Annotated in this window: 18 protein-coding genes; 6 read left to right on the forward strand and 12 right to left on the reverse strand. The window is 59.5% G+C overall.

The window, feature by feature from the left end:
* Positions 1-23 precede the first annotated feature (23 nt).
* The 4 genes from HGP17_RS14025 (at position 24) to HGP17_RS14040 (ending at position 4212) form a co-directional block, all read left to right on the forward strand.
* Complete coding sequence (locus HGP17_RS14025; protein ID WP_168809871.1) at positions 24-851, forward strand: ABC transporter substrate-binding protein; 828 nt, start codon at positions 24-26, stop codon at positions 849-851.
* A gap of 69 nt (positions 852-920) precedes the next feature.
* Positions 921-2441 (forward strand): amino acid ABC transporter permease/ATP-binding protein, encoded by a 1521-nt coding sequence (locus HGP17_RS33925; RefSeq protein ID WP_168809873.1) that lies wholly within the window; start codon positions 921-923, stop codon positions 2439-2441.
* Between the two features lie 69 nt (positions 2442-2510).
* Positions 2511-3638 (forward strand): FAD-binding oxidoreductase, encoded by a 1128-nt coding sequence (locus HGP17_RS14035; RefSeq protein ID WP_168809875.1) that lies wholly within the window; start codon positions 2511-2513, stop codon positions 3636-3638.
* Between the two features lie 211 nt (positions 3639-3849).
* Complete coding sequence (locus HGP17_RS14040; protein ID WP_168809877.1) at positions 3850-4212, forward strand: hypothetical protein; 363 nt, start codon at positions 3850-3852, stop codon at positions 4210-4212.
* 30 nt (positions 4213-4242) lie between these two features.
* On the opposite strand, the gene ugpC is transcribed toward HGP17_RS14040, so the two are convergent.
* From ugpC to oiaX, 12 genes are all read right to left on the reverse strand, one after another.
* Positions 4243-5307 (reverse strand): sn-glycerol-3-phosphate ABC transporter ATP-binding protein UgpC, encoded by a 1065-nt coding sequence (ugpC, locus tag HGP17_RS14045; RefSeq protein WP_168809879.1) that lies wholly within the window; start codon positions 5305-5307, stop codon positions 4243-4245.
* Between the two features lie 17 nt (positions 5308-5324).
* Complete coding sequence (locus HGP17_RS14050) at positions 5325-6839, reverse strand: DUF5060 domain-containing protein (protein WP_168809881.1); 1515 nt, start codon at positions 6837-6839, stop codon at positions 5325-5327.
* A gap of 38 nt (positions 6840-6877) precedes the next feature.
* Positions 6878-7741 (reverse strand): carbohydrate ABC transporter permease, encoded by an 864-nt coding sequence (locus tag HGP17_RS14055; RefSeq protein ID WP_205925984.1) that lies wholly within the window; start codon positions 7739-7741, stop codon positions 6878-6880.
* 20 nt (positions 7742-7761) lie between these two features.
* Entirely contained in the window at positions 7762-8661 is a 900-nt protein-coding gene (locus HGP17_RS14060; protein ID WP_168809885.1) for a sugar ABC transporter permease, read from the reverse strand.
* 96 nt (positions 8662-8757) lie between these two features.
* The gene (locus HGP17_RS14065) at positions 8758-10011 is read right to left on the reverse strand and encodes an extracellular solute-binding protein (protein WP_168809887.1); all 1254 of its coding nucleotides are present in this window, start codon (positions 10009-10011) and stop codon (positions 8758-8760) included.
* A gap of 81 nt (positions 10012-10092) precedes the next feature.
* A complete protein-coding gene (gene dhaL / locus HGP17_RS14070; RefSeq protein WP_168809889.1) occupies positions 10093-10734 on the reverse strand; it encodes a dihydroxyacetone kinase subunit DhaL in 642 nt (213 codons plus the stop codon).
* The gene (locus tag HGP17_RS14075) at positions 10731-11750 is read right to left on the reverse strand and encodes a dihydroxyacetone kinase subunit DhaK (RefSeq protein ID WP_168809891.1); all 1020 of its coding nucleotides are present in this window, start codon (positions 11748-11750) and stop codon (positions 10731-10733) included. The genes dhaL and HGP17_RS14075 overlap by 4 nt, the downstream gene beginning before the upstream one ends.
* Positions 11751-11809: 59 nt before the next feature.
* Entirely contained in the window at positions 11810-13693 is a 1884-nt protein-coding gene (locus tag HGP17_RS14080) for a hypothetical protein (RefSeq protein ID WP_168809893.1), read from the reverse strand.
* Positions 13690-14724, reverse strand: a complete 1035-nt coding sequence (locus HGP17_RS14085; RefSeq protein WP_168809895.1) for a Gfo/Idh/MocA family oxidoreductase — start codon at positions 14722-14724, stop codon at positions 13690-13692. Before HGP17_RS14085 ends, HGP17_RS14080 begins: the two co-directional genes overlap by 4 nt.
* Before the next feature lie 166 nt (positions 14725-14890).
* Entirely contained in the window at positions 14891-15718 is an 828-nt protein-coding gene (locus HGP17_RS14090; protein ID WP_168809897.1) for a phosphogluconate dehydrogenase C-terminal domain-containing protein, read from the reverse strand.
* A gap of 92 nt (positions 15719-15810) precedes the next feature.
* Positions 15811-17145 carry a four-carbon acid sugar kinase family protein gene (locus HGP17_RS14095; protein WP_168809899.1) on the reverse strand — a complete coding sequence of 445 codons (1335 nt, stop codon included), beginning with the start codon at positions 17143-17145 and terminating at the stop codon, positions 15811-15813.
* A gap of 5 nt (positions 17146-17150) precedes the next feature.
* Positions 17151-18410, reverse strand: coding sequence for a 3-oxo-isoapionate-4-phosphate decarboxylase OiaX (gene oiaX / locus HGP17_RS14100; RefSeq protein ID WP_168809901.1), 1260 nt, complete (start codon positions 18408-18410; stop codon positions 17151-17153).
* Positions 18411-18596: 186 nt separating this feature from the next.
* Between oiaX and HGP17_RS14105 the strand changes: the two genes are divergently transcribed.
* Together HGP17_RS14105 and HGP17_RS14110 are read left to right on the forward strand one after the other, a co-directional pair.
* Positions 18597-19301, forward strand: coding sequence for a transcriptional regulator NanR (locus HGP17_RS14105; protein WP_168809903.1), 705 nt, complete (start codon positions 18597-18599; stop codon positions 19299-19301).
* Positions 19302-19407: 106 nt separating this feature from the next.
* Entirely contained in the window at positions 19408-19620 is a 213-nt protein-coding gene (locus HGP17_RS14110) for a hypothetical protein (RefSeq protein WP_168809905.1), read from the forward strand.
* Positions 19621-19636 lie beyond the last annotated feature (16 nt).

A 19636-nucleotide genomic window follows, 5' to 3' on the forward strand; every position in this document is an offset into this window, starting at 1 on the left:
ATCCTTCAGAGCGGAGAACGAACATGAAATTATCTGGAATATTCTCGGCCATTGCCGCGCCCGTGCGTGCCGGTGTACTGGCCTATCTCGTCGCAGCAAGCGTCGGTCCGGCGGTTGCCGCCGACAACCCCTATAACTTGATCGATCCAGGCGTTATCAGCGTCGGCACCATGGGGGATTCCAAGCCCTACACGTTCACGACCGCTGATGGGCAATTCACCGGCTTCGATATCGAGCTTTTCCTGAACGTTGCCTCGCGCATGGGCTTTCCCAAGGACAAGGTGACGTTTACGGGCCAGGAGTTTTCGGCTCTGCTGCCGTCTGTCGCCAACCAGCGCTTCGACGTCGCCGTCGCCGCCATCGGGACCACCGAGGCACGCAAGAAGACGGTCGATTTCTCGGATGGCTATCTTGCCGGCTATCTCTCGGTTCTGACCTCAGATGCCGCGATCAAGGATGCGAATGGCCTGAAAGGCAAGCGCCTCGGCGTCGTGCAGGGCACGCTGCAGGAGGTTTATGCCACGAAGAATTTCGCGGGCACGGACCTCGTCAAGTTCCCGGACAACAACTCGGCCGTCGCCGCGTTGAACAATGGCACTATCGACGCGCACTTCCTCGATTACGAAGCTGCCAAGCAATATGGCGAACGCTATCCCACGCTGAAGATCGCCGTCAACATTCCATCCTTCGATGCCCCGGCAGGCTTCGTCGTTCGCAAGGGCAACGACGCTTTCCGGTTGGCTTTGAACAAGGCGCTGCATGAAGCGATGCAGGACGGCACCTGGAAGACACTTTATGAGAAGTGGTTCCCGGGTTCGCCGATGCCCGATCAGTATCTTCCCAAGAAGTAAGGCCGCGCCGCCGTCCGGCCCTGCCGGGCGGCGGTATTCAACTGCCTGACGAGTTTCATGGGGAATTGAATGGATTGGCTTGAGAACCTCCGTCGCAGCTTCCTTGACTGGGATGCGATGGCCGAAGTCCTGCCGAGCATGATCACGGTCGGACTGAAAAATACACTGATCCTGGCGGCCGCCTCCACCGTGCTTGGCGTTGTCATCGGCATGATACTGGCCGTGATGGGCATCTCGCAGTCGCGTTGGCTGCGCCTGCCGGCGCGGATCTATACCGATATCTTTCGCGGCCTGCCGGCAATCGTGACGATCCTGATCATCGGTCAGGGCTTCGCACGCATCGGTCGCGAACTTTTTGGCCCATCGCCTTTCCCGCTTGGGATTATCGCGCTCAGCCTGATCGCGGGCGCCTATATCGGCGAGATCTTTCGATCGGGGATCCAGAGTGTGGAGCGTGGTCAGATGGAGGCCTGCCGCGCGCTCAGCATGAGCTACGGGCAGGGAATGCGGCTGATCGTCATTCCGCAAGGGATACGGCGCGTTCTGCCGGCCCTCGTCAACCAGTTCATCGGCAACGTCAAGGATTCGAGCCTCGTCTATTTTCTCGGGCTGCTCGCCTCCGAGCGCGAGATTTTTCGCGTCGGCCAGGATCAGGCTGTTGTTACGGGTAACCTGTCGCCCTTGCTGCTTGCCGGTGTCTTCTATCTGGTGATCACCGTTCCGCTGACGCATCTGGTCAACTACATCGATACGAGACTGCGCCTTGGTCGCCAGGGCCGCAGCTCCGGTACCACGAGCGGTCTTGTCGAGGTTGGCGAGCTTGAGGAGGCCTCGGGCGCGCCCGCGGCTAACGCTCCACGCTTCAAGGGCGGGGCGGTGCAGATCCGAGACCTCAGCATGGCGTATGGCGATCTGGAAGTCCTGAAAGGTATCGATCTCGATATTGCCAGAGGTACAGTCACCTGCATCATCGGGCCGTCAGGCTCGGGCAAGTCGACCTTGCTCAGGTGCATCAACCGTCTGGTGGAGCCCAAGCGCGGTGACATCCAGCTCGATGCCGACAGCATTCTGTCCATGAGACCGGAAAGCCTGCGCCGGCGTGTGGGCATGGTGTTTCAGCACTTCAATCTCTTTCCGGACCATACCGCGCTTGAAAACGTCATGCTGTCTCTGACGAAGATCAAGAAGATCCCGAAGAGTGAAGCCCGCCGGATCGCCGAGACCCGCCTTGCGGAAGTGGGGCTCGCCGGTCGTAAGGATCACCGGCCAGCCGGCTTGTCTGGTGGTCAGCAGCAACGCGTCGCCATTGCCCGCGCTCTCGCCATGGACCCCGAAGTTGTCCTCTTCGACGAGGTCACAAGCGCGCTCGATCCTGAGTTGGTGAAAGGCGTGCTCGACTTGATGGCCAATCTCGGGCGTCAGGGCATGACGATGGCGGTCGTCACCCACGAAATGGGATTTGCTCGAAAGGTCGCCGATCAGGTCGTCTTCATGGACGAGGGCCGTATCGTTGAAGCCGGCCCCCCGCAGCAAATCTTCGATAACCCGCAAAGCGAACGCCTGAAGCGCTTCCTTGCTGAGGTTCTCTGACGCACGCGGGCCGTCGGATTTCCGACGGTCCTTCGATCACAACATCCACCACTGACAAGGTTTTTCAACATGCATGCTTCCACTCGTCCTTCGAAAGTCGTTGTCGTCGGCGGCGGCATCTTCGGGGTTTCCACGGCCGCTCATCTGGCGCGGCTTGGCGTTCAAACCACGCTGATTAACGATGGTCCGCTGGCAAACGGGGCATCAGGGCGCTCGCTTGCGTGGCTCAATTCGGCGCGTCGGCGCTCCGATGCCTATCATTGCCTGCGTCTTGCCGGTCTTGATCGCTATCGCACGCTGTCTGCCAGATATCCGGATGCGAGCTGGTTGCGATTTGACGGCGGTCTGACCTGGGATGCGGATGAGGCCGCCAACGACATCGCCGCCGTCTTCGACTACGAGCGCGACCTTGGCTATCACGCGCTGTTGCTCAAGCCGGATCAGATTGCCAGGGTCACGCCCGGCGTCGATGCCGATCGTGTGACCCGGCAGGGCGCAATCTTCAATCCGGGGGAGGGATGGGTCGATCTTCCATCCCTGATCGATGTTCTCGCCAAAGAGTTCAGGGCGCTGGGCGGCGAGGTTATCACGGATGCCGGCCGAGCAACGATCGATGTAAGGGATGGCCGAGCTTGCGGTGTCACGACTGCGAACGGTGATCATTGGGCGGCAGACGCCGTTTTGCTGGCGGCCGGCGGCGCGGTGCCGGCAATTGTTGCCGAGGCTGGCCAGCATATCGGCGACGATACGCCGATCGCGCTCCTTGTTCGAACGAAGCCGATCAAGCATTCGCTGAAAGCGGTACTGAACACACCGCGTGTCGCCATCCGGCCAACGCCAGATGGTGCTTTTGCCCTGGATTCGGCCTGGTCGGAAGAAGAGGTCATCGTGAAGGACGACGGAAGCTATGAGATCAAGGCCTCAACGCTTGAAGGTCTCCTGCGGGAAGCCTCGACGGTGCTGGAAGGAAACCCGGCGCTCGAGGTCGGTGATTACGGTGTCGGCCCGAAGCCCATACCCGGCGACGGCGAGCCTGTTTTCGGCGAATTGCCGGCAATACCGGGCTATTTTGTTGCCTTCAGCCATAGTGGTGCCACGCTTGGCCTGATTGCCGGTGAACTGCTTGCCGACGAGATCGCAAGCGGCAAGCGTCATCCGCTCCTCGCCACCTTCCGGCCGGAGCGTTTTGCCGGATAATCGAATTTGACTTGGGTGAGCCTCGCCGATATTGGCGAGGTCCGCCATTATATCAACAAACTACAGCCAAAATTTAAAGTATTATAGCAACTGCGGATGGGGCGATGACGGCTAAGCTGATCATCGTTCTGAAACAAAATGTAACAACTAATAACACCCTGTTACGCCGCGAATCATTATATTCGGCTCGTGATTAACGAGAGGTTGCTTGATGCTGGCTAACCATGCGCCATCCCCTTCGCAGACCGACGTGCTGATCTGTCTCGACAATCAGCAAGTCGCTTCCCGTATTGGCGCCGTCCTGTCGCAGCAGGGTCTGACCGTACAGGCGATACCGACGACCGGGCTTCAGGAGTGGTTTGAACCGAACGGCTGCCAGTTGGTGATAACGCACACGGCTATGATCGGTCTGGTGCGTAACCGTCTGAATCTGCCCGTCGTCAATGTCGAAACCTTCATCTTCGACCGCCCCGGCCATGTGACCGAGGGGGCCGCCCGCCAGTTTGATGGCGATGCCTTCGTGAAACGCGTCTTTGCCGTCATGAACGGCACGCAAAGACGGGCGGCTGAGTGAACTCAGCGCCACGCATTCTCTAACGAGTTCCTACAGCCGTTGCTGGCTGGCTTTATCGAAGAAGTGCAGATTCGGGATTTTAAGCGAGATTTGGATGGTCTGGCCCGGCACCAGTTCCGCGCGCTCGCGCATGACCCAGGTCAATTCCTTGCCTTCGAGATCAAGCGCTACGTGGGTCTCAGAGCCGGTGGGCTCGACGACCGTGACCTTTGCCGGTACGCCGCCTTCCGATGCGAAGGAGATATCCTCCGGGCGAATCCCCACAACAACCTCCCGACCATCCGATTGACTGGGGGCGCTGGCGAGCCGGATGCGTGTGCCTGTCGGGAGTATCAATTCCGGAGAAGCGCCGCCGGCAAGCTTGCCCTCGAGAAAATTCATGGCGGGCGACCCGAGGAAGCCGGCGACGAAGACGTTTTTCGGACGATCGTAAAGCTCGAGCGGTGAACCGACCTGCTCAACCTTACCGCCCTGTAGAACGACGATTTTGTCAGCCATGGTCATGGCCTCGATCTGATCGTGGGTGACGTAAACGATCGTCGTCTTCAGTCGCTGGTGCAGCGCCTTGATTTCGGCACGCATCTTCACGCGCAGCTTTGCGTCGAGATTCGAAAGAGGTTCGTCGAACAGGAAGACCTTGGGGTCACGCACGATGGCGCGGCCCATGGCGACGCGCTGACGTTGGCCTCCCGAAAGCTGGGCGGGTTTGCGGCTCAGAAGCGGTTCCAAGCCGAGGATCGTTGCGGCTTCGCCAACCTTCCGCTCGATCTCGGCGCGCTTGGCGCCGGCAAGCTGCAGCGCAAAGCCCATGTTTTCAGCCACCGTCATCTGCGGGTAGAGCGCGTAGTTCTGGAAGACCATCGCTATATCGCGATCTTTCGGCGGCAGGTCGTTGACGACCCGCTCGCCGATCGAGATTTCTCCGCCGGTGATGTCTTCCAGCCCCGCGATCATACGCAGCAGCGTGGACTTTCCGCAGCCCGACGGGCCGACGAGGATAACGAATTCGCCGTCCGAGATTTCAACATCGACGCCGTGGATGATGTGTACCGCGCCGTAGGACTTCCTGACATTCTTGATGGTCAATCCGGACATGAAATTCTTTCCTTAAGTCAGTGCTTCTTGCGAATGCGAAGGGCCTGATAGGGCTTGCCAGGCAACTCCACGCCGAAGGCGGCATCCGCCTTGCCGCCGCGCACGATCGCGCCATGGCGCGTCGGATGCGGGATCGGCGCTTCTACCTTCTTGGCGGGCGTGATCGTCATCGCCCATGTGTCGATGATATCGACGTCATAGTCGGTTCCGTCCTTCGGCAGGCCGGTGGACCAGACGACGGGCTGATGTTCGCCGAGATAGACGTAGCTGACATCGCCGTCGCGGGCGCCGGAAACGCGGGTCCAGGGCCATTCGCCGAACGAGGCCATGGGTTCAAGACCATTGACGACATCCTGCTCGAGGAGATCGCGCAGGAAGCCGATACGCTTCCAGGCTTCGCCACGCAGTTCGCCGCCCTTCGCCCACCAGATTAGATCTTCCGGATGCGAATAGGTTTCGCCATGGCCGGCATAGCCGCCGCGCGTCATTGTGATCCAGAAGCGATGCACCAACTCTTCAGCCGTCAGGTTGCCCCATGACTGGATGATGTTGCCCTCATATTCCGGCTCGTCGTTGACGACCGGTTTGCCATAGGCCTCGCGCCATTCCTGTGTACGTTTCACGTCCCAGTTCTGAATGCAGGTATGGGTGACCCAGGGCTTGCGATGATCGAAGTTCATCGTCGGCTCGCCGTTGTGGATCGACTTCAGATGGCCGTAGGGATCGTTTTCTTCCAGAATGTGGAAATAACGATCCCACTGCTGCAGCGGCTTGGTGTCGAGAAGGAAGTCATATTCGTTGGCAAGCGCCCACCAGACGTTACGATAGGCGGCAAGGCGGGCGGCCAGATAGGCGACATAGCGGAAATCCTGTTCGGCCGACATATCGGCATAACCCCAGCGATCGTAGGGGTGGAACATGATGATATCGGCTTCGATGCCGAGATCGCAGAGCGCTGCGACCTGTTGTTCGAAGTGGCGGAAGAGGACTGGGTTCGGCCGATCGAAATCTTGCCTGCCGTCGGTGCCTTTTTCGAAGCAGGCGTAAAGCGGCTCGTTGACGTTATAGGGATAGTCCTTGGGGAAGACGCCCATGCGGATCTTGTTGAAGCGTGACTTCTTCAGCGTTTCGAGAGTCTGGGCCTGCATGTCGAGCGGCTGATGCGTCCAGGCATAGCAGGTGGTGCCAAACGACAGGAAGGGCTTGCCGTCGGCATAGGCAAAGTGGAACTTGTTGTGGACGTGCACGGGGCCGTGGTTGCCCTTGGACGGCTTGGTCGCGACGAAGGAGCCGGTCTTGCCATCCAGTTCAGATGTCTTCGACCGTGTGCGGAAGGACCAATCACCTTCATTGTCCGGCATGAAGCGAACGCGGTAGACGCCGTCGCCGTCATAGAAACCGGGCACGCGGATCTCGCGGCTGTTCTGACTGAAAACGGCATCGAACTCCACATCGAGGTAAGGGTTGCCGCCGGAAGGACCGTTGAAGGCCGCTTCGAAGACTCCCCATTTTTCGACGGACGCGTTGGACATGATGTTCTCCTCGGAAGATGTATGGATTGTGCGACCGTTCAGCCCTTCACCGCGCCGGAGGTGAGGCCGGAGACGAAGTAGCGCTGGAAAATCAGATAAACGATGGTGGCCGGCAGGACCGTCATGACGATCGCCGCATTCAATTGGCCGTAATCATTGGAAAACTGGCCCTGGAAGGACATGAGCCCGAGCGGCAGCGTCCACATGTGCTGGTCCTGCAGCAGCACGAGCGCCATGGCGAACTCATTCCATGTCGAGACGAAATCCAGGATCAGCAGTGCTGCGAGCACCGGCAGGCACACCGGCAAAAAAATCCGGCGGAAGATGGTGAAATGGCTTGCGCCGTCTATCAGGGCTGCCTCTGAAAGCTCCTTCGGAATGCCTCTGAAGAAGCCGTAGAGAATGAAAACCTGATAGGGCACACCGAAGGCGATGTAGGGCAGGATGACGCCCGGATAGGTATCGATCAAACCGAGCGAATTGACCAGCGTGAACAGCGGGGCAAGCATGACCTGGAAGGGAATCATCGTGCCGAAGACGACGAGGAGCAACAGCAGCTTGCTGAACCGCATGCGGATCTTGGCGAGAGCATAGGCCGCCATCGCCGAGAGGATAAGCCCGAGCGGCACCTTGATCACGGTGATGATGGCGCTGTTCAGGAAGGCATTGGCAAAATTGCCGCGGCCCCAGGCGCTTGAATAATTTTCAAAGGCCGGCTCGAGCGGCGGCATGAAGGCGCCGGTCGACGTCACATCCGCCTGTGTCTTCAGCGAGGTGAAGACGATGAAGACGAACGGTGCGAGCCAGATTGCAGCGACGATGAGGAGTGCGATCCACAGGCCGATCAAGACAGGATCGCGCTTGCGCTTTGCCGGGGCGATGGTCTCGAAACCGTCCGACATCGATGTTGCCGATGCTGCCGTCATTGTTCGGCCTCCTCATGCTTCTGCGTCCAGCGCAGGTAGGGAATGACGATGGCGATGGTGATGAGCAGCAGGACGACCGAGATCGCAGCCCCGCGGCCAAAATCGAAGATCTGCATGGCCTGCGTAAAGGCCCAGAGCGCCAGCATCTGCGTCGACTGGGCCGGACCGCCGCCGGTCAGGCCGTAGACGATGTCGAAGGCTTTCAGCGATGAAATGACCGACAGCACCAGCACGATGGTCAGCGTCGTGCGCAGCGCGGGCAGGGTCACGTAGCGGAAGATGTTCCAACGCCCGGCGCCATCGATGCGTGCGGCCTCGACCAGCGTCTGCGAGACGTTCTGCAGTCCCGCGAGAAACAGGACCATGGAGAAGCCGACCGATTGCCAGAGATAGGCGACGAAAACCGAATAGAGCGCGATATCCTTGTCGCCGAGCCAGTCCTGGATCCAGTCCTGCAGGCCCATGGAGGTCAGGATTTCGGTGAAGAGGCCGAAAAAGGGATCGTACATCCACTTCCACATGGTCGCGACTGCGATCGGGGCGATGATGACGGGCAGATAGAAGATGGCGCGGAAGGTATTGCGGGCAAAGAGCTTCTGATTGAGGCTAAGCGCCAAAAGCAACCCGACCATGGGCGGAAAGATCACGCACATGATCGTCCAGATCACCGTGTTGCGGAAGGCGACCCAGAAGACCGGGTCCTGCGTGAAGATATATTGATAGTTCGCGAGACCGACGAATGGCCGCTCCGGCGCCAGGCCGTTCCATTTCTGGAAGCTCAGCACCACGACGTTCAGCATCGGATAAAGCGCGAAAATCAAATAGATCAGCATGGCCGGCGCAAGCAGGATCACCGCCTGAACGCGTGCGTCATGTATTCGATTGCGGAATGACATTGTGATTGCTCCCGACGGCAGCTGACGCGTGGGCATGAAAGTGAGGGAAGCCATCCGCTGCGACTGGCAATCGAAGTGGCGGCTTCCCTCGAGCGATCAGGTGCGGCCCGCGATGAAGGCCTGCAGTTGCTTGGCCGCGTCGGCCGGCTGGATGTTGCCGGAGGCGACGTCGTTGATCACCCGGAAGTATTCAGTCGTGACGTCGAGCGGGAAAGCCTGGTCGCCATTCATGTAGACCTTGCTGTAGGTCTTGAAGATATCCAGCCACTTTGCCTCCAGCGGCTTCAGGTTCGAGTACTGGACATTCTTGTTGACGGAGGTCGAGCTGATCTGGCCGACGAGATCCTGCTGCACCTTGGTCGAGAGGAAATAGTCGAGGAATTTCGCGGCGAGATCCGGATTCTTGCTCTTGGTGCTGATGTAATTGTACTCGGCGAAGCCATAGAGACGGTTCGTGTTCGTCGGGAACGGCACGACGCCATAGTCGTCAAGGTTGACCTTGCTGCCGCTCAGCTGGCTCACCAGCCAGTCACCTTCCAGCATCATTGCGGCGCGGCCGGCAACGAACAGTGTATAGGACTGTTGGTTGCTGATGCCCATGAAGGGCTTCAGTGTGTAGTCCTTGGTCCACTTCGCGAATTCGGCGAACGCGTCGGTGGCGCAGGGCTCCTTCGTCCAGTCGGCCTTCATGGCCATGAGGGCGTCATGCTTGTCGGCGCCACATTTGGTCTCGAGCAGCACGTCCATCAGGCGCATGACGTGCCAGTTGACGGAACCGCCGAAGGTGAAGGCGGGGATTTTCGCGGCCTTGAGCTTCTCGGCGTCGGCAAGCAGATCCTCGTAGGTTTTCGGCTCTTCGGTGATGCCCGCCTTCTGGAAGAGTTTCTTATTGTAGTAGATCGCTTCGCCCTTGAAGGTGAAGGGAACACCATGCTTGCCGCCCGGATAGAGATCGGCAAAGGCGGCGGCGGAGGGAAGCAGCTCGTCGTTCCACTTGTACTGGGTGTAGTACTTGTCGAGCGGCAGCGACAGACCGGCCTTCACATATTCGCCGCCAAGGCCAAGACCTGCCCAGCTGAAATAGATGTCCGGTCCCTTGCTGGAGCCGGCGGCGACGCGCAATGCCGTCTTGTGCTCATCGATGCCGCGCTGGACGATTTCAACATGAGTGCCGGGATTGGCGGCCTCGAAGTCCTTGGCGACTTTCTGGAGCGCGGTGTTGGCTGCGCCGTTGTCGAAGTTCAACGTCCAGAGCGTCAGGTCTTCCGCGGCGGCATGCGTTGCCGCCAGGCTGGCGGCCGCAATCGCAGCCGCGCCGAACCACCGTGCATATGTGTAGCTGATAGCCATCTCCCGTCCTCCTCTGAGCAAAGCTGAGGGCGGTTTTGACAAATCGTTGTCAACATGTCAACTGGTATGATGAGGTCATCATCATTCTGACGGGAAGTGATCCTTGAAACAGGAGATCACGACCACGGCCGAGGCAGCGCCCGGATCCATATGACCGAGCGCGCGATCCCCAAGCCGCGACGAACGACCTTTTGCGGCGATCATGTCCTTGGTTGCCTCCGCTCCCTTCTGTCCGGCTTCCAGGGCGGCCGCCAGACATCCGGCGAGTGGCTGGCCTTGTTCTCGGGCTTGACGACACGCGGTCGCCGCAGGCGCCCAGGCGTCGACCATCGTCTTTTCGCCGACTTCGGCCTTGCCTCTGTCCTGAATACCCTTCGCGAATGCTGCAAATACCTCGACCATGTCGTCGTCGTTCAGCGAGACTTTCCCCTTCGCGCTGGCGCCGGCGCGCATCAGGGCCGTTGCGTAAAGCGGGCCGGAAGAGGCGCCAACGGCGTTGAGAAACGACTTGGCGGCCGTGTTGAACACCAGCGTGAGGTCTGCGGTCGCATCCAGCTCCGAGACTGCCTTGGCTGCAGCCACAAAACCGAGTTCCATGGCGATGCCATGATCGGCATCACCGATGACGCCATCCAGCTCGCAAAGGCGATCCTTTTCACGGGTCATTGCCTCGGCAATACGCGCAAACAGCGATCGCAAATCGTCTACCGTCACCGTTGTCATTGCTGCGCATCCCCGGAGCGGAACATAGCGCAATCACAGGGATGATCGATCAGCCGTTGGAGTTCGTCGTCGAGATGCATCAACGTGATCGACGCTCCCGCCATTTCCAGGGATGTGCAGTAGTTGCCGACCAGCGAGAGATGGATGACCAGCCCGGCTTCGTCGAGCATCAGCTTCACCTTGCGCATGATGATGTAGAGCTCCATCAGAGGTGTGGAACCCAGCGAGTTGACGAGGACGGCGACGCGGTCGCCACGCGCCGGCTTCATCTCATGAAGGATTTTTCCGACAAGCTCGTTCGTCACCTCATCTGCCGGCTTCAGCGGGTCGCGTGCAACGCCGGGTTCGCCGTGGATGCCCATGCCGATTTCCATTTCATCGGCGCCAAGCTCGAAGTTGGGTTTCAGCGTCTGCGGCAGGGAGCAGGGGGAGAGTGCAACGCCCATGGTGAAGGTGCGCTCATTCGCCCAGCGAGCCACGCGCTCGACCTCATCGAAATTATACATGAGATCGCAAGCCGCACCGGCCGCCTTGAAGGCGAAGACATTCCCAGCGACGCCGCGCCGACGGTCCCTCTGCTCTGGCGGGGCCGAGGCGATATCATCGGTCGTCAGGACCGTGCGGACCTCGACATCGTCCATAGCCAGCATTTCGGCCGCCATATCGAAGTTCATGACGTCGCCGGCGTAATTGCCATACATGAAGAGCACGCCGGCGCCACTATCGACCGCTTTTGCACATTCGATGATCGGATCCGGCGGCGGCGAGGCGAAGACGTTTCCAATCGCAGCCGCATCGGCAAGGCCCTTGCCGACGAAGCCAAGAAAGCTCGGCTCGTGGCCGGAGCCGCCACCGATGACCATGCCGACCTTGCCGGGCCGGGGGCCGTTCTTCGCCACGATCGAGCGCGGGGAGCCATCGAGAGCGCGGAGGTGCTTGGGATGAGCAGCCAGGATGCCAGCCAGCATTTCGTCGACAGCGGCTGCACCATCGTTGATCAGTTTCTTCGTCTTCACGCCGGTCCTCCCAAATCACTTCGATTATGGGGACTAACATGCGCGTCTGCGACTTCAGGTCAATCCGTCAAACTCACGGAATTGACTTCGTATGCACCGAGGGTGAGGCCCTCGTTTTCCGGACGGTCACTCAGGCGCAGGCCTTGAAGCTCGATCCGGCAGGGCGTTGCGGTGACGTTGACGAGATGCAATTGTCGTTGTCTCCCAGTACGCGCCGTCACGAAAGAAAGCACCGAGCCGGGATCGGATGACAGACACTCCCGCCACCGGCTGCCGGCCACGCGAGCGAGGGTCGCAACGGAGTTGAAGAGCGGGCGATAGGCTCCGGCAGCGCACGGCTCGTTTTCACCTGCAATGAGTCCGAAAGGCCCGGTCAATGCCGAAAGCGTCAAGCATTCCAGCCCGGCATCGAGCACACGGGCGGCATAGCCGAAGGCGAAAGCCTCGCCGAAGCGGGCATTGTGGCGCGGATCGGTTTTGGCCATGGCAATGCGCTCGCTGCCAGGGTTGTCCATCGTCCGGCTGCCATAGGGATTTTGTCTCATCGGTATGGTCGAAGGCCCTATTCGATAGGGCTTGTTGCCATAAATGGCCCGCACTGATCGCGTGATGAAAGGCAGCGCCTCGAGCGTCTGCATGACGCTGAGGTCATCTGCGGCATGGACGATGGGATTGGTGCAATGTGTCATGAAGTCGAGCTGCTCGGGCGGTACACGCTTGCGATTGAGCTCGGTGAAGTAGCTCAACATGCCGCCGCCGAGACGCATGCCTGGAAAAGCGGCATGCGCTGCCGAATAGACGTCTTCCAGCGGGGGGCATTCCGGCCATTTGCTGCCCGGCGGCGTGGATTGCCGATCGACAGAGGGTGAAATGACGATCGCATCCGGATTGAAGCCAGCCAGTTGCATCCACCTCGCAATCTCCAGCGTCTCGACGATCGGCGGCTGATTGCAAGGCAGTGCGATCTCCAGCGTCGAACCGCCGGCGTGAAGCCTGACGATCTCCGCGAAGGAATTGAAGGCGTCGGCAGTGTGGCCGGCATTCGGATCGAAATGGAAAAGCAGTTCCTGCGGCGCAATGTCTGCAAGCTTGTCGCGCGCGGCGAGTGTTGTGCTGGCCTCTTCGGGTGTGATGACAATCCCGATCGCCGGCATCATTCCGGATTTTGTACCAAGACTGATCGTGACGGGAGCGGGTTCGCCGATAGCGGAGCGTGGGGTTGCCGGTGCGCGCCGCATGTCGCCGATCGTCAGGACAACACGCTGCTGCTGAGGTGTGTCTGGCACGATCTGGTAGGGCCAAGGCAAGGCAAGGGGACGGACATAGGTTTTATAGGAAGCGTCCGACCAATTGCGTTGATCTTCCATCTCAAAGGTGTCGCCTTCCATGCGGCATTCGGCTGTCACACTTGGCGTTACGCTATGGGTTATCGCGCGCATGTCCTTGAAGGGCTGCCATGGCTCGATGAGATCTGGGAAATGTGTGTTTTCGCGGACGCCGTCCACATGCTCGACCGAAACCGGCATGCCCGCGACGCCGACGATCGGATGGAGGATGCAGAAGCCGCAACGGTTTGTCTCGAAACCCGTATGGGAGTGCGCTTCCGCCTCGAAGATCAACGGTTCGTCCGTTTTGGCGGCAATCCGCACCTTGATGGCAAGCTCTGTATCGCCAGGGCCAATGCAGCGCGCGAGATAGCTGACGGAAAACGCGTCCGGTTCCTGCTCTATGCGCAGATCTTCGATGACAGGTGCATAGGTGCCCCAATCCCGATCGCGCACCAGATAGGAGACCGCCCGCAACACCTCGGCACCATCGTAACGGATGGTGCGCAGATTACCGTCCTTGAAGTCCGCAGCCAACTTGCCCGCTGTCAATCGTACAGGAGGTGCCTCGGCTGCTTTTGTGCCGTATAGCAGGAACGGATCTATGTCCGCCGTCATCGCAGCATCGCTCCGATATCGATGGCTTGCCCGCTGGCGGCGCTTTCGTATGCCGCCTCGACCAGAGCGAAGGTCTTCAGATTATCTGCGCCCGATGTGGACGTCTCGCCGTGGTCGGCAAGCTGGTCCGTCCAGTGCTGCTGAATGGCGAGAACGCTCTCCTGGATATTGTGCCAGGGGCGCGAGGCCCAGGGAAGGAGCCGCGGAGAGACGTCGGATACCGTGACACCGTCAATGCCGGCAACTTCGAGGCGATATCCCTGTGAGAGCCGGAGCGAACCCGATGTGCCGTCGAGTTCGATCAACGTTTCGGGGAACGGTTCCTTCGCCAGTTTGGACGCGTAGCTAACATCGACGACGGATGTGGCACCATTCTCGTGATCGAGCAGGATCGTCGCGACATCCTCGCCCTTGATCTTCGGATTGACACGCTTCGTACGCGCCGTGAGGGATGTGACGTCGCCGAGAATGAAGCGCGCGATATCAAGCGTATGAATGCCGAGATCTTCGATAATAAAACGCTCACCCTCGGCCAGATAGGGCTGGCCGGAGAACACATCGTAGCCCGAGCGAAAGGAGAAACGGCCCCAGAAGGGTTCGCCGATCGCGCCTGATTGCAGGGCGTTCTTTACGGCCTGGATTGGCGTCTGCCAGCGAAAGTTCTCGTGCACCATCAAGGGAATGCCGGCTTGAGCACATGCCTCGACCATCGCCTTTGCATCGCCGAGCGTCTTGGCGAAAGGCTTCTGGCAGATCGCCGGAATCTTATGGGACGCGGCCATTTCGACGAGGGCACGATGGCTTTGTACCGTGGTTGCGATGTCGACGAAGTCAAAACCGCCATCGGCAAACAGGGCAGCGGCGTCGGAATATCTTCGCTGGATGCCGAACTGGTCACCGACGATTTTCAGGCGCTCGGGGTCGCGGTCGCAAATCGCAACGATATCGGCACCCTCGACATCCTGCCACGCATGCATCTGATTGATCGCGAAGAAGCCGCAACCGATCAATGCGCCCTTGATCTCCGTCATATCAGCCAGCCTTTGCCATATAAATCTGTGTCACGGGTTGCCGGAAAGTCTGGCCTATTCGACAGGAGGATCGGCCCGTATTCCAGTGTCATCGCTCCTCCCGGCTATCAAACCGTTCCGTTTCCGGCTGGTATCGGCGGGAGGGCTTGGCCCTCCCACGATGTCATCAGGTAATGCGGCGAATGCTTTCGGCGATTTCCTGCGGCTCGAACACCTTCTTCCAGTCGTCGCGCATCAAGGCCGGGATGCCGAATTCGATGGCCTTGTTGCAGGCGTCGGAGAAGACGCCGTCGACTTCCTTGAAGATAACCGCGCCAAGCACGTTCATGTGGCCGAGCAGAAAGTCGCGGGCTGCGTCGGCAGGGACGCCGCGAGCAACGCATTCATCCATGGCCTGGCGCATGATGACGAGCAGCGAAGCGCAGACGGTTTCCGACAAGCCGGGTTCCAGCATCGCCATCTGCTCGACGGTAACGCGGTGCGAGCGCATGACGGGCGCCCAGATGACCTTGGCGATTTCCTCGCCGACAGCATAGGCGCTTTCAGGACCTTGCATCAGTGCAGACACGATGTGCTGCTTGGCAAAGAGGCCGCCGAAATGATCCTTCTTCGCCTGCATATCCGTTTCATCGTTGAAGATCGGCGGATGGCAGGGATGGGTGACGAAATAGGTGAGATCTTCACGGTGCGGCAGATGTCCGGCGAAAGGGGCGGCCGCGTCGAGAGCGACAACCATGGTGCCGGGCTTCAGCTTGTCGACGATGCCGGCGGCAACCTTGCCGATGGCGGTATCCGGAACAGCAAGGATCACGACATCCGCGCCGTCGAGAGCCGCATCTGCCGGGGTGCACTCAATGGAAAGATCATTTCTCAGGCGAGCCTTGCCGGCATCGCTGACTTCCACATGGCGTACGTCGAAACGTGAACCCTTCAGGTTCTTGGCGAGCCGGTAGCCCATTTTGCCACCGGCGCCGAATAGAGCAATTGCAGTCATGATAGTACCTCGTTCAATCTCTCACCGTGGTATCTCAACTGGTATGATGAGTCAATGAGTATGCCATGGAGCATCGCCAAAAAGCTGATAATCTATGAGCTTCGGCCGTCCCTGATTTGCGCAAAGTAGTCATCCGTCCCTACCTGACCGCCCTTGAGTGCAATCTGCAGGCCACTGGTCGGCGCGTAACTTCCATGCGCCGTACATAGCGGCGATCCGGGTGTCTGCGGCAGCGGCAGCAAGGTTGTCAGCGCTTCGACGCGCAATTCCTTCAAGGCATGGCTCGATGTGTCGCCGCCGGCGATGACGGCGCGGCTGAGACCTTCCTCTTCAATCATATGCCGCAGGATGGTCCCGAGAGCCTGCCCGAGGCGATGGCGTGCACCCGGAATGCGATCGATATCGCCGCCGCGATCGGCCGAAGGTCCAAGCGCCGTGTGTAGAATGACGCTTCTGCCGGCCTTCAAGCGCGCGATACCGGCATCAGCAGCTTGCCGTATCGCGCGCTCGCCCCCTTCGCCCACCAAATCCAGCGGATCTATATCGATGCCGTCGAAGCCCTCGCTCGTTGCCTTGCGGATCTGCCTTTCGGTTGTGGGAGAAACACTACCGGACACGACGGCCAGGCGCTCGACCTTGCCGGGTGCGGCAAAATCCTGCTTCCCGCCGACAAGCTTTTCGTCGCGCCATGCGTTCAAGAGGGCGTATTCGATGCCGGACGAGCCGGCGACGAATGAATTGCCCTTGCCGTGAAGCCGCCAAAGCTGACGCCCGGCGGCGGCCTGAGTGTCATGGCCGTCGACATCCAGAAGCAGAATACCGGCTTCGCTTTGGCCAAGCGCGTCGATGAGGGTGTCTGCATCCGGCGAGCGCAGAGTAGCAAGGTCCGCAAGCCGCACGGGGAGAGCGGTCTGCCTCGCCAGATGGGCGGCGAGATCGGCCTCATCCATTGGCGTCACCGGATGACGGCTCATGACCGGATGTCTGTCGATGCGGAAGACCTGGCCCTGATAGGCGGCGAAGAGATGGCCGAAGGCGGTGTATCGCTTGAGCTGTGGAGCGCCGACGATGACCGGAACAACCGATTGCTGAAACAGCGTTTTGCCGATCTCGATTGCCTTGCCGATATTGCCGACCTTGGGGCCGGAATCGAACGTCGAGCAGACTTTATAATGGCATATGGCGGCATTCAGGCTCTTCAACCAGGTGAAGACTGGAGTCAGATGTTCATCCATCCATTGCGGCGTTTCACTGCGGCTGGTGCCGGCAATGCCGATGGCGCGGCAATCCTTGAACCGCTCGAGCATGGCATCGCTTGGAAGGCCGAGGAAAAGCGCCGTCGGCACGCCGTTGGAGGCAAGCGCCTCCATGACATCAGTCGAGCCGGTGAAATCGTCGCCATAGTAGCTGAGAAGGAGATTGGACATTTTCGTCAGGCGTCCTTGCCATCGCCGAATTTTGCGATCGAGGCGGCAAGCTCCGGATGATCCTTGGCATATTGCTCAAGCGGAATATCGGCGACCGCCGCTTGCCAGGCCTGCTGGATCGCACGAACGCCGGCCGCTGGTCCGAAAGGATGGCTTACGATGCCGCCACCGCAAAGATAAAGAAGGTTCGTGGTGCGGCCGGTGCGCTGGTAGGTCTCCGGCGCCTGACCACCCCACTGACCTGAACCGGCCACGGGAAGCGGACAGTCGCTAGGATCGAACAGCGGCGTGCTGATCGCCTTGAAAGAAGAGACGAAGCTCTCGTCCGGCTCCCAGTATTTGACCCTGATGCCGTTGATCTGAAACTGGTCGACGCCGAGCAGCCGCCAGAATTGCTGGTAGACCTTGAAATCCATGCCGGCACCCGGATGGCGGGTCAGCACATCCCAGCCGTTGCGATGAGCATGGAGAACAAGGCCGGAGCGCTTGCGCAGGAAACTCATGCCGCCAAAGCCGATGGAGTTGATGTTGACGACGGCGCAATTGCCGCCCGCCTTCAGCACCAGATCGTGGTTGCGCATCATTTCGTCCGGATCGGCATGCGAAATGCCAAAGGCATACATCACCTTCTTGCCGGTCTTCTGTTCGTGATCGAGGATCAGTGGCATGATGGCCTCGACACGCTCCTTGAGCGGCGAATAGGCGGGACTCATCAGCTTCTCGTCGTCCTTGATGAAATCGACGCCGGAACCTATCAGCTCGCCGACGAGGGCGGCCGTTTCCTTTGGCCTCAAGCCGAGCGCCGGCTTCACGATGGTCCCGATGATCGGACGACCGCTGACACCGGTCAGCCGCATGCTGCCGGCAACACCGAATTGCGGGCCCGGGTGCGCATTGCGAAAGGCCTCGGGCAGCTTCATGTCAACGATGCGGATGCCGGTCATGCCCTTGATCGAATAGACGCCGCCAATCGCGATCGTCATCAGCGCTGCAAGATCGGTGCCGACCGCATCCAGCGGGAACGCGATATCGACATCGACACGGTGGATCGGACCATGGTCTTCTGCCGCTTCCGGCCAGGTCGGACGATCGGTCTCGGACAGGGGGCGGATTGCCACGACACGGGCTGCGACGCGCGCCTTCAGCTCCTCCGTTTCACCCGGTACGGCCACGAAAGTGCCCGTCGACTGATCGCTGGCAATCTTGCGGGCCATTGCCTCGATGCTGCCGGGCGTTTCAATACGATACGTAATGGTGATGGTCATGGGCGGCTGAATGCTCCTCTCGCCGACGATTTTTCGCGTGGCGCAAACTGGTAATCTGGTATAATGAGTATTCCAACTTCTGCAACGATTTTTTTGCCCGGCAACCGGTTAGCCGTTGCGTATGGGCTTCCGCCGCGACGAGCAAAAATGCATAAGGGAGGGAAAGCTTTGAACAAGCGGGGTTCCATGAGCCAGCCAGTCGAACAAATTGTACGCCGAAAGCTGTCCGATGAGGTTTTCGATCGTTTGGAACGGTTGATTACGTCGGGAGAGTTGAAGCCGGGCGACGAAATGCCGTCGGAGCGAGTTCTCATGGAGCGGTTCGGCGTAGGCCGGCCAGCGATCCGCGAGGCAATGCAGTCGCTTGCCAATATGGGGTTGGTTAACATCTCCCATGGTGAGCGCGCGAAGGTGCTGCAGCTCACGGCGAAATCGATTTTCCGACAAGTCGATCTCACGGCCAAGATCATGCTGTCGCAATCCTCCGATTCGCTGGAACAGCTGAAAAGCGCCCGCATCTTCTTTGAGCGTGGCATGGCGCGAGAGGCTGCGACGCGGGCAACCTCTACCGATATCGCCGATCTTCAGGAAATCATCGAGCGGCAGCGCTCCTCTCTCGGTCATGCGGAGGAATTCATCTCCGCCGACATGCAGTTTCATACGCGCATCGCGCAGATTTCCGGCAACCCGATCTTTGCCGCCGTCAGCGAGGCGATGCTGGCCTGGCTCAGGGCCTATCACACGGATCTTTTGATCTGGACCGGCAAGGAAAAGTTCACTCTGGTCGAGCATGAAGAGATTCTCGCCCGCCTTTCAGAAAACGATGCCGATGGCGCTGAACAGGCCGTGTTGAAGCATCTGGAGAGATCGCGCGCACTCTATACCAAATAGAGTGTTTCATCGAAGCAGGCCCTTTGGGTGCGCTTCGCCAGGCCTCGTACATTTGTCGCAATTCCTCCTCACTCTTGCTGGCAATCGTGCAGTGAAGAGGTGCGTCATGAACAATTTCATCCATCGAAATGCCGCGCTTGTCTTGGCGCCCATCCTGACAGCGTTTGCCATCGCTTTCTATAATCTGATTTCCCTGTTGATCAGGCATCATCACACGATGCTGCACGATCTCCATAAGGCAATCGGCGCCGTTGTCCTTTTCATCGGTTTCTATGGCATTATTCGCTATATGCAGTCCCTGCCTGAGGACGAAAGCTAGAATTCGACCTGACTTT

Source organism: Rhizobium sp. P38BS-XIX (assembly GCF_012641435.1).
In the GTDB taxonomy this organism is placed as follows: Bacteria; Pseudomonadota; Alphaproteobacteria; order Rhizobiales; family Rhizobiaceae; genus Rhizobium.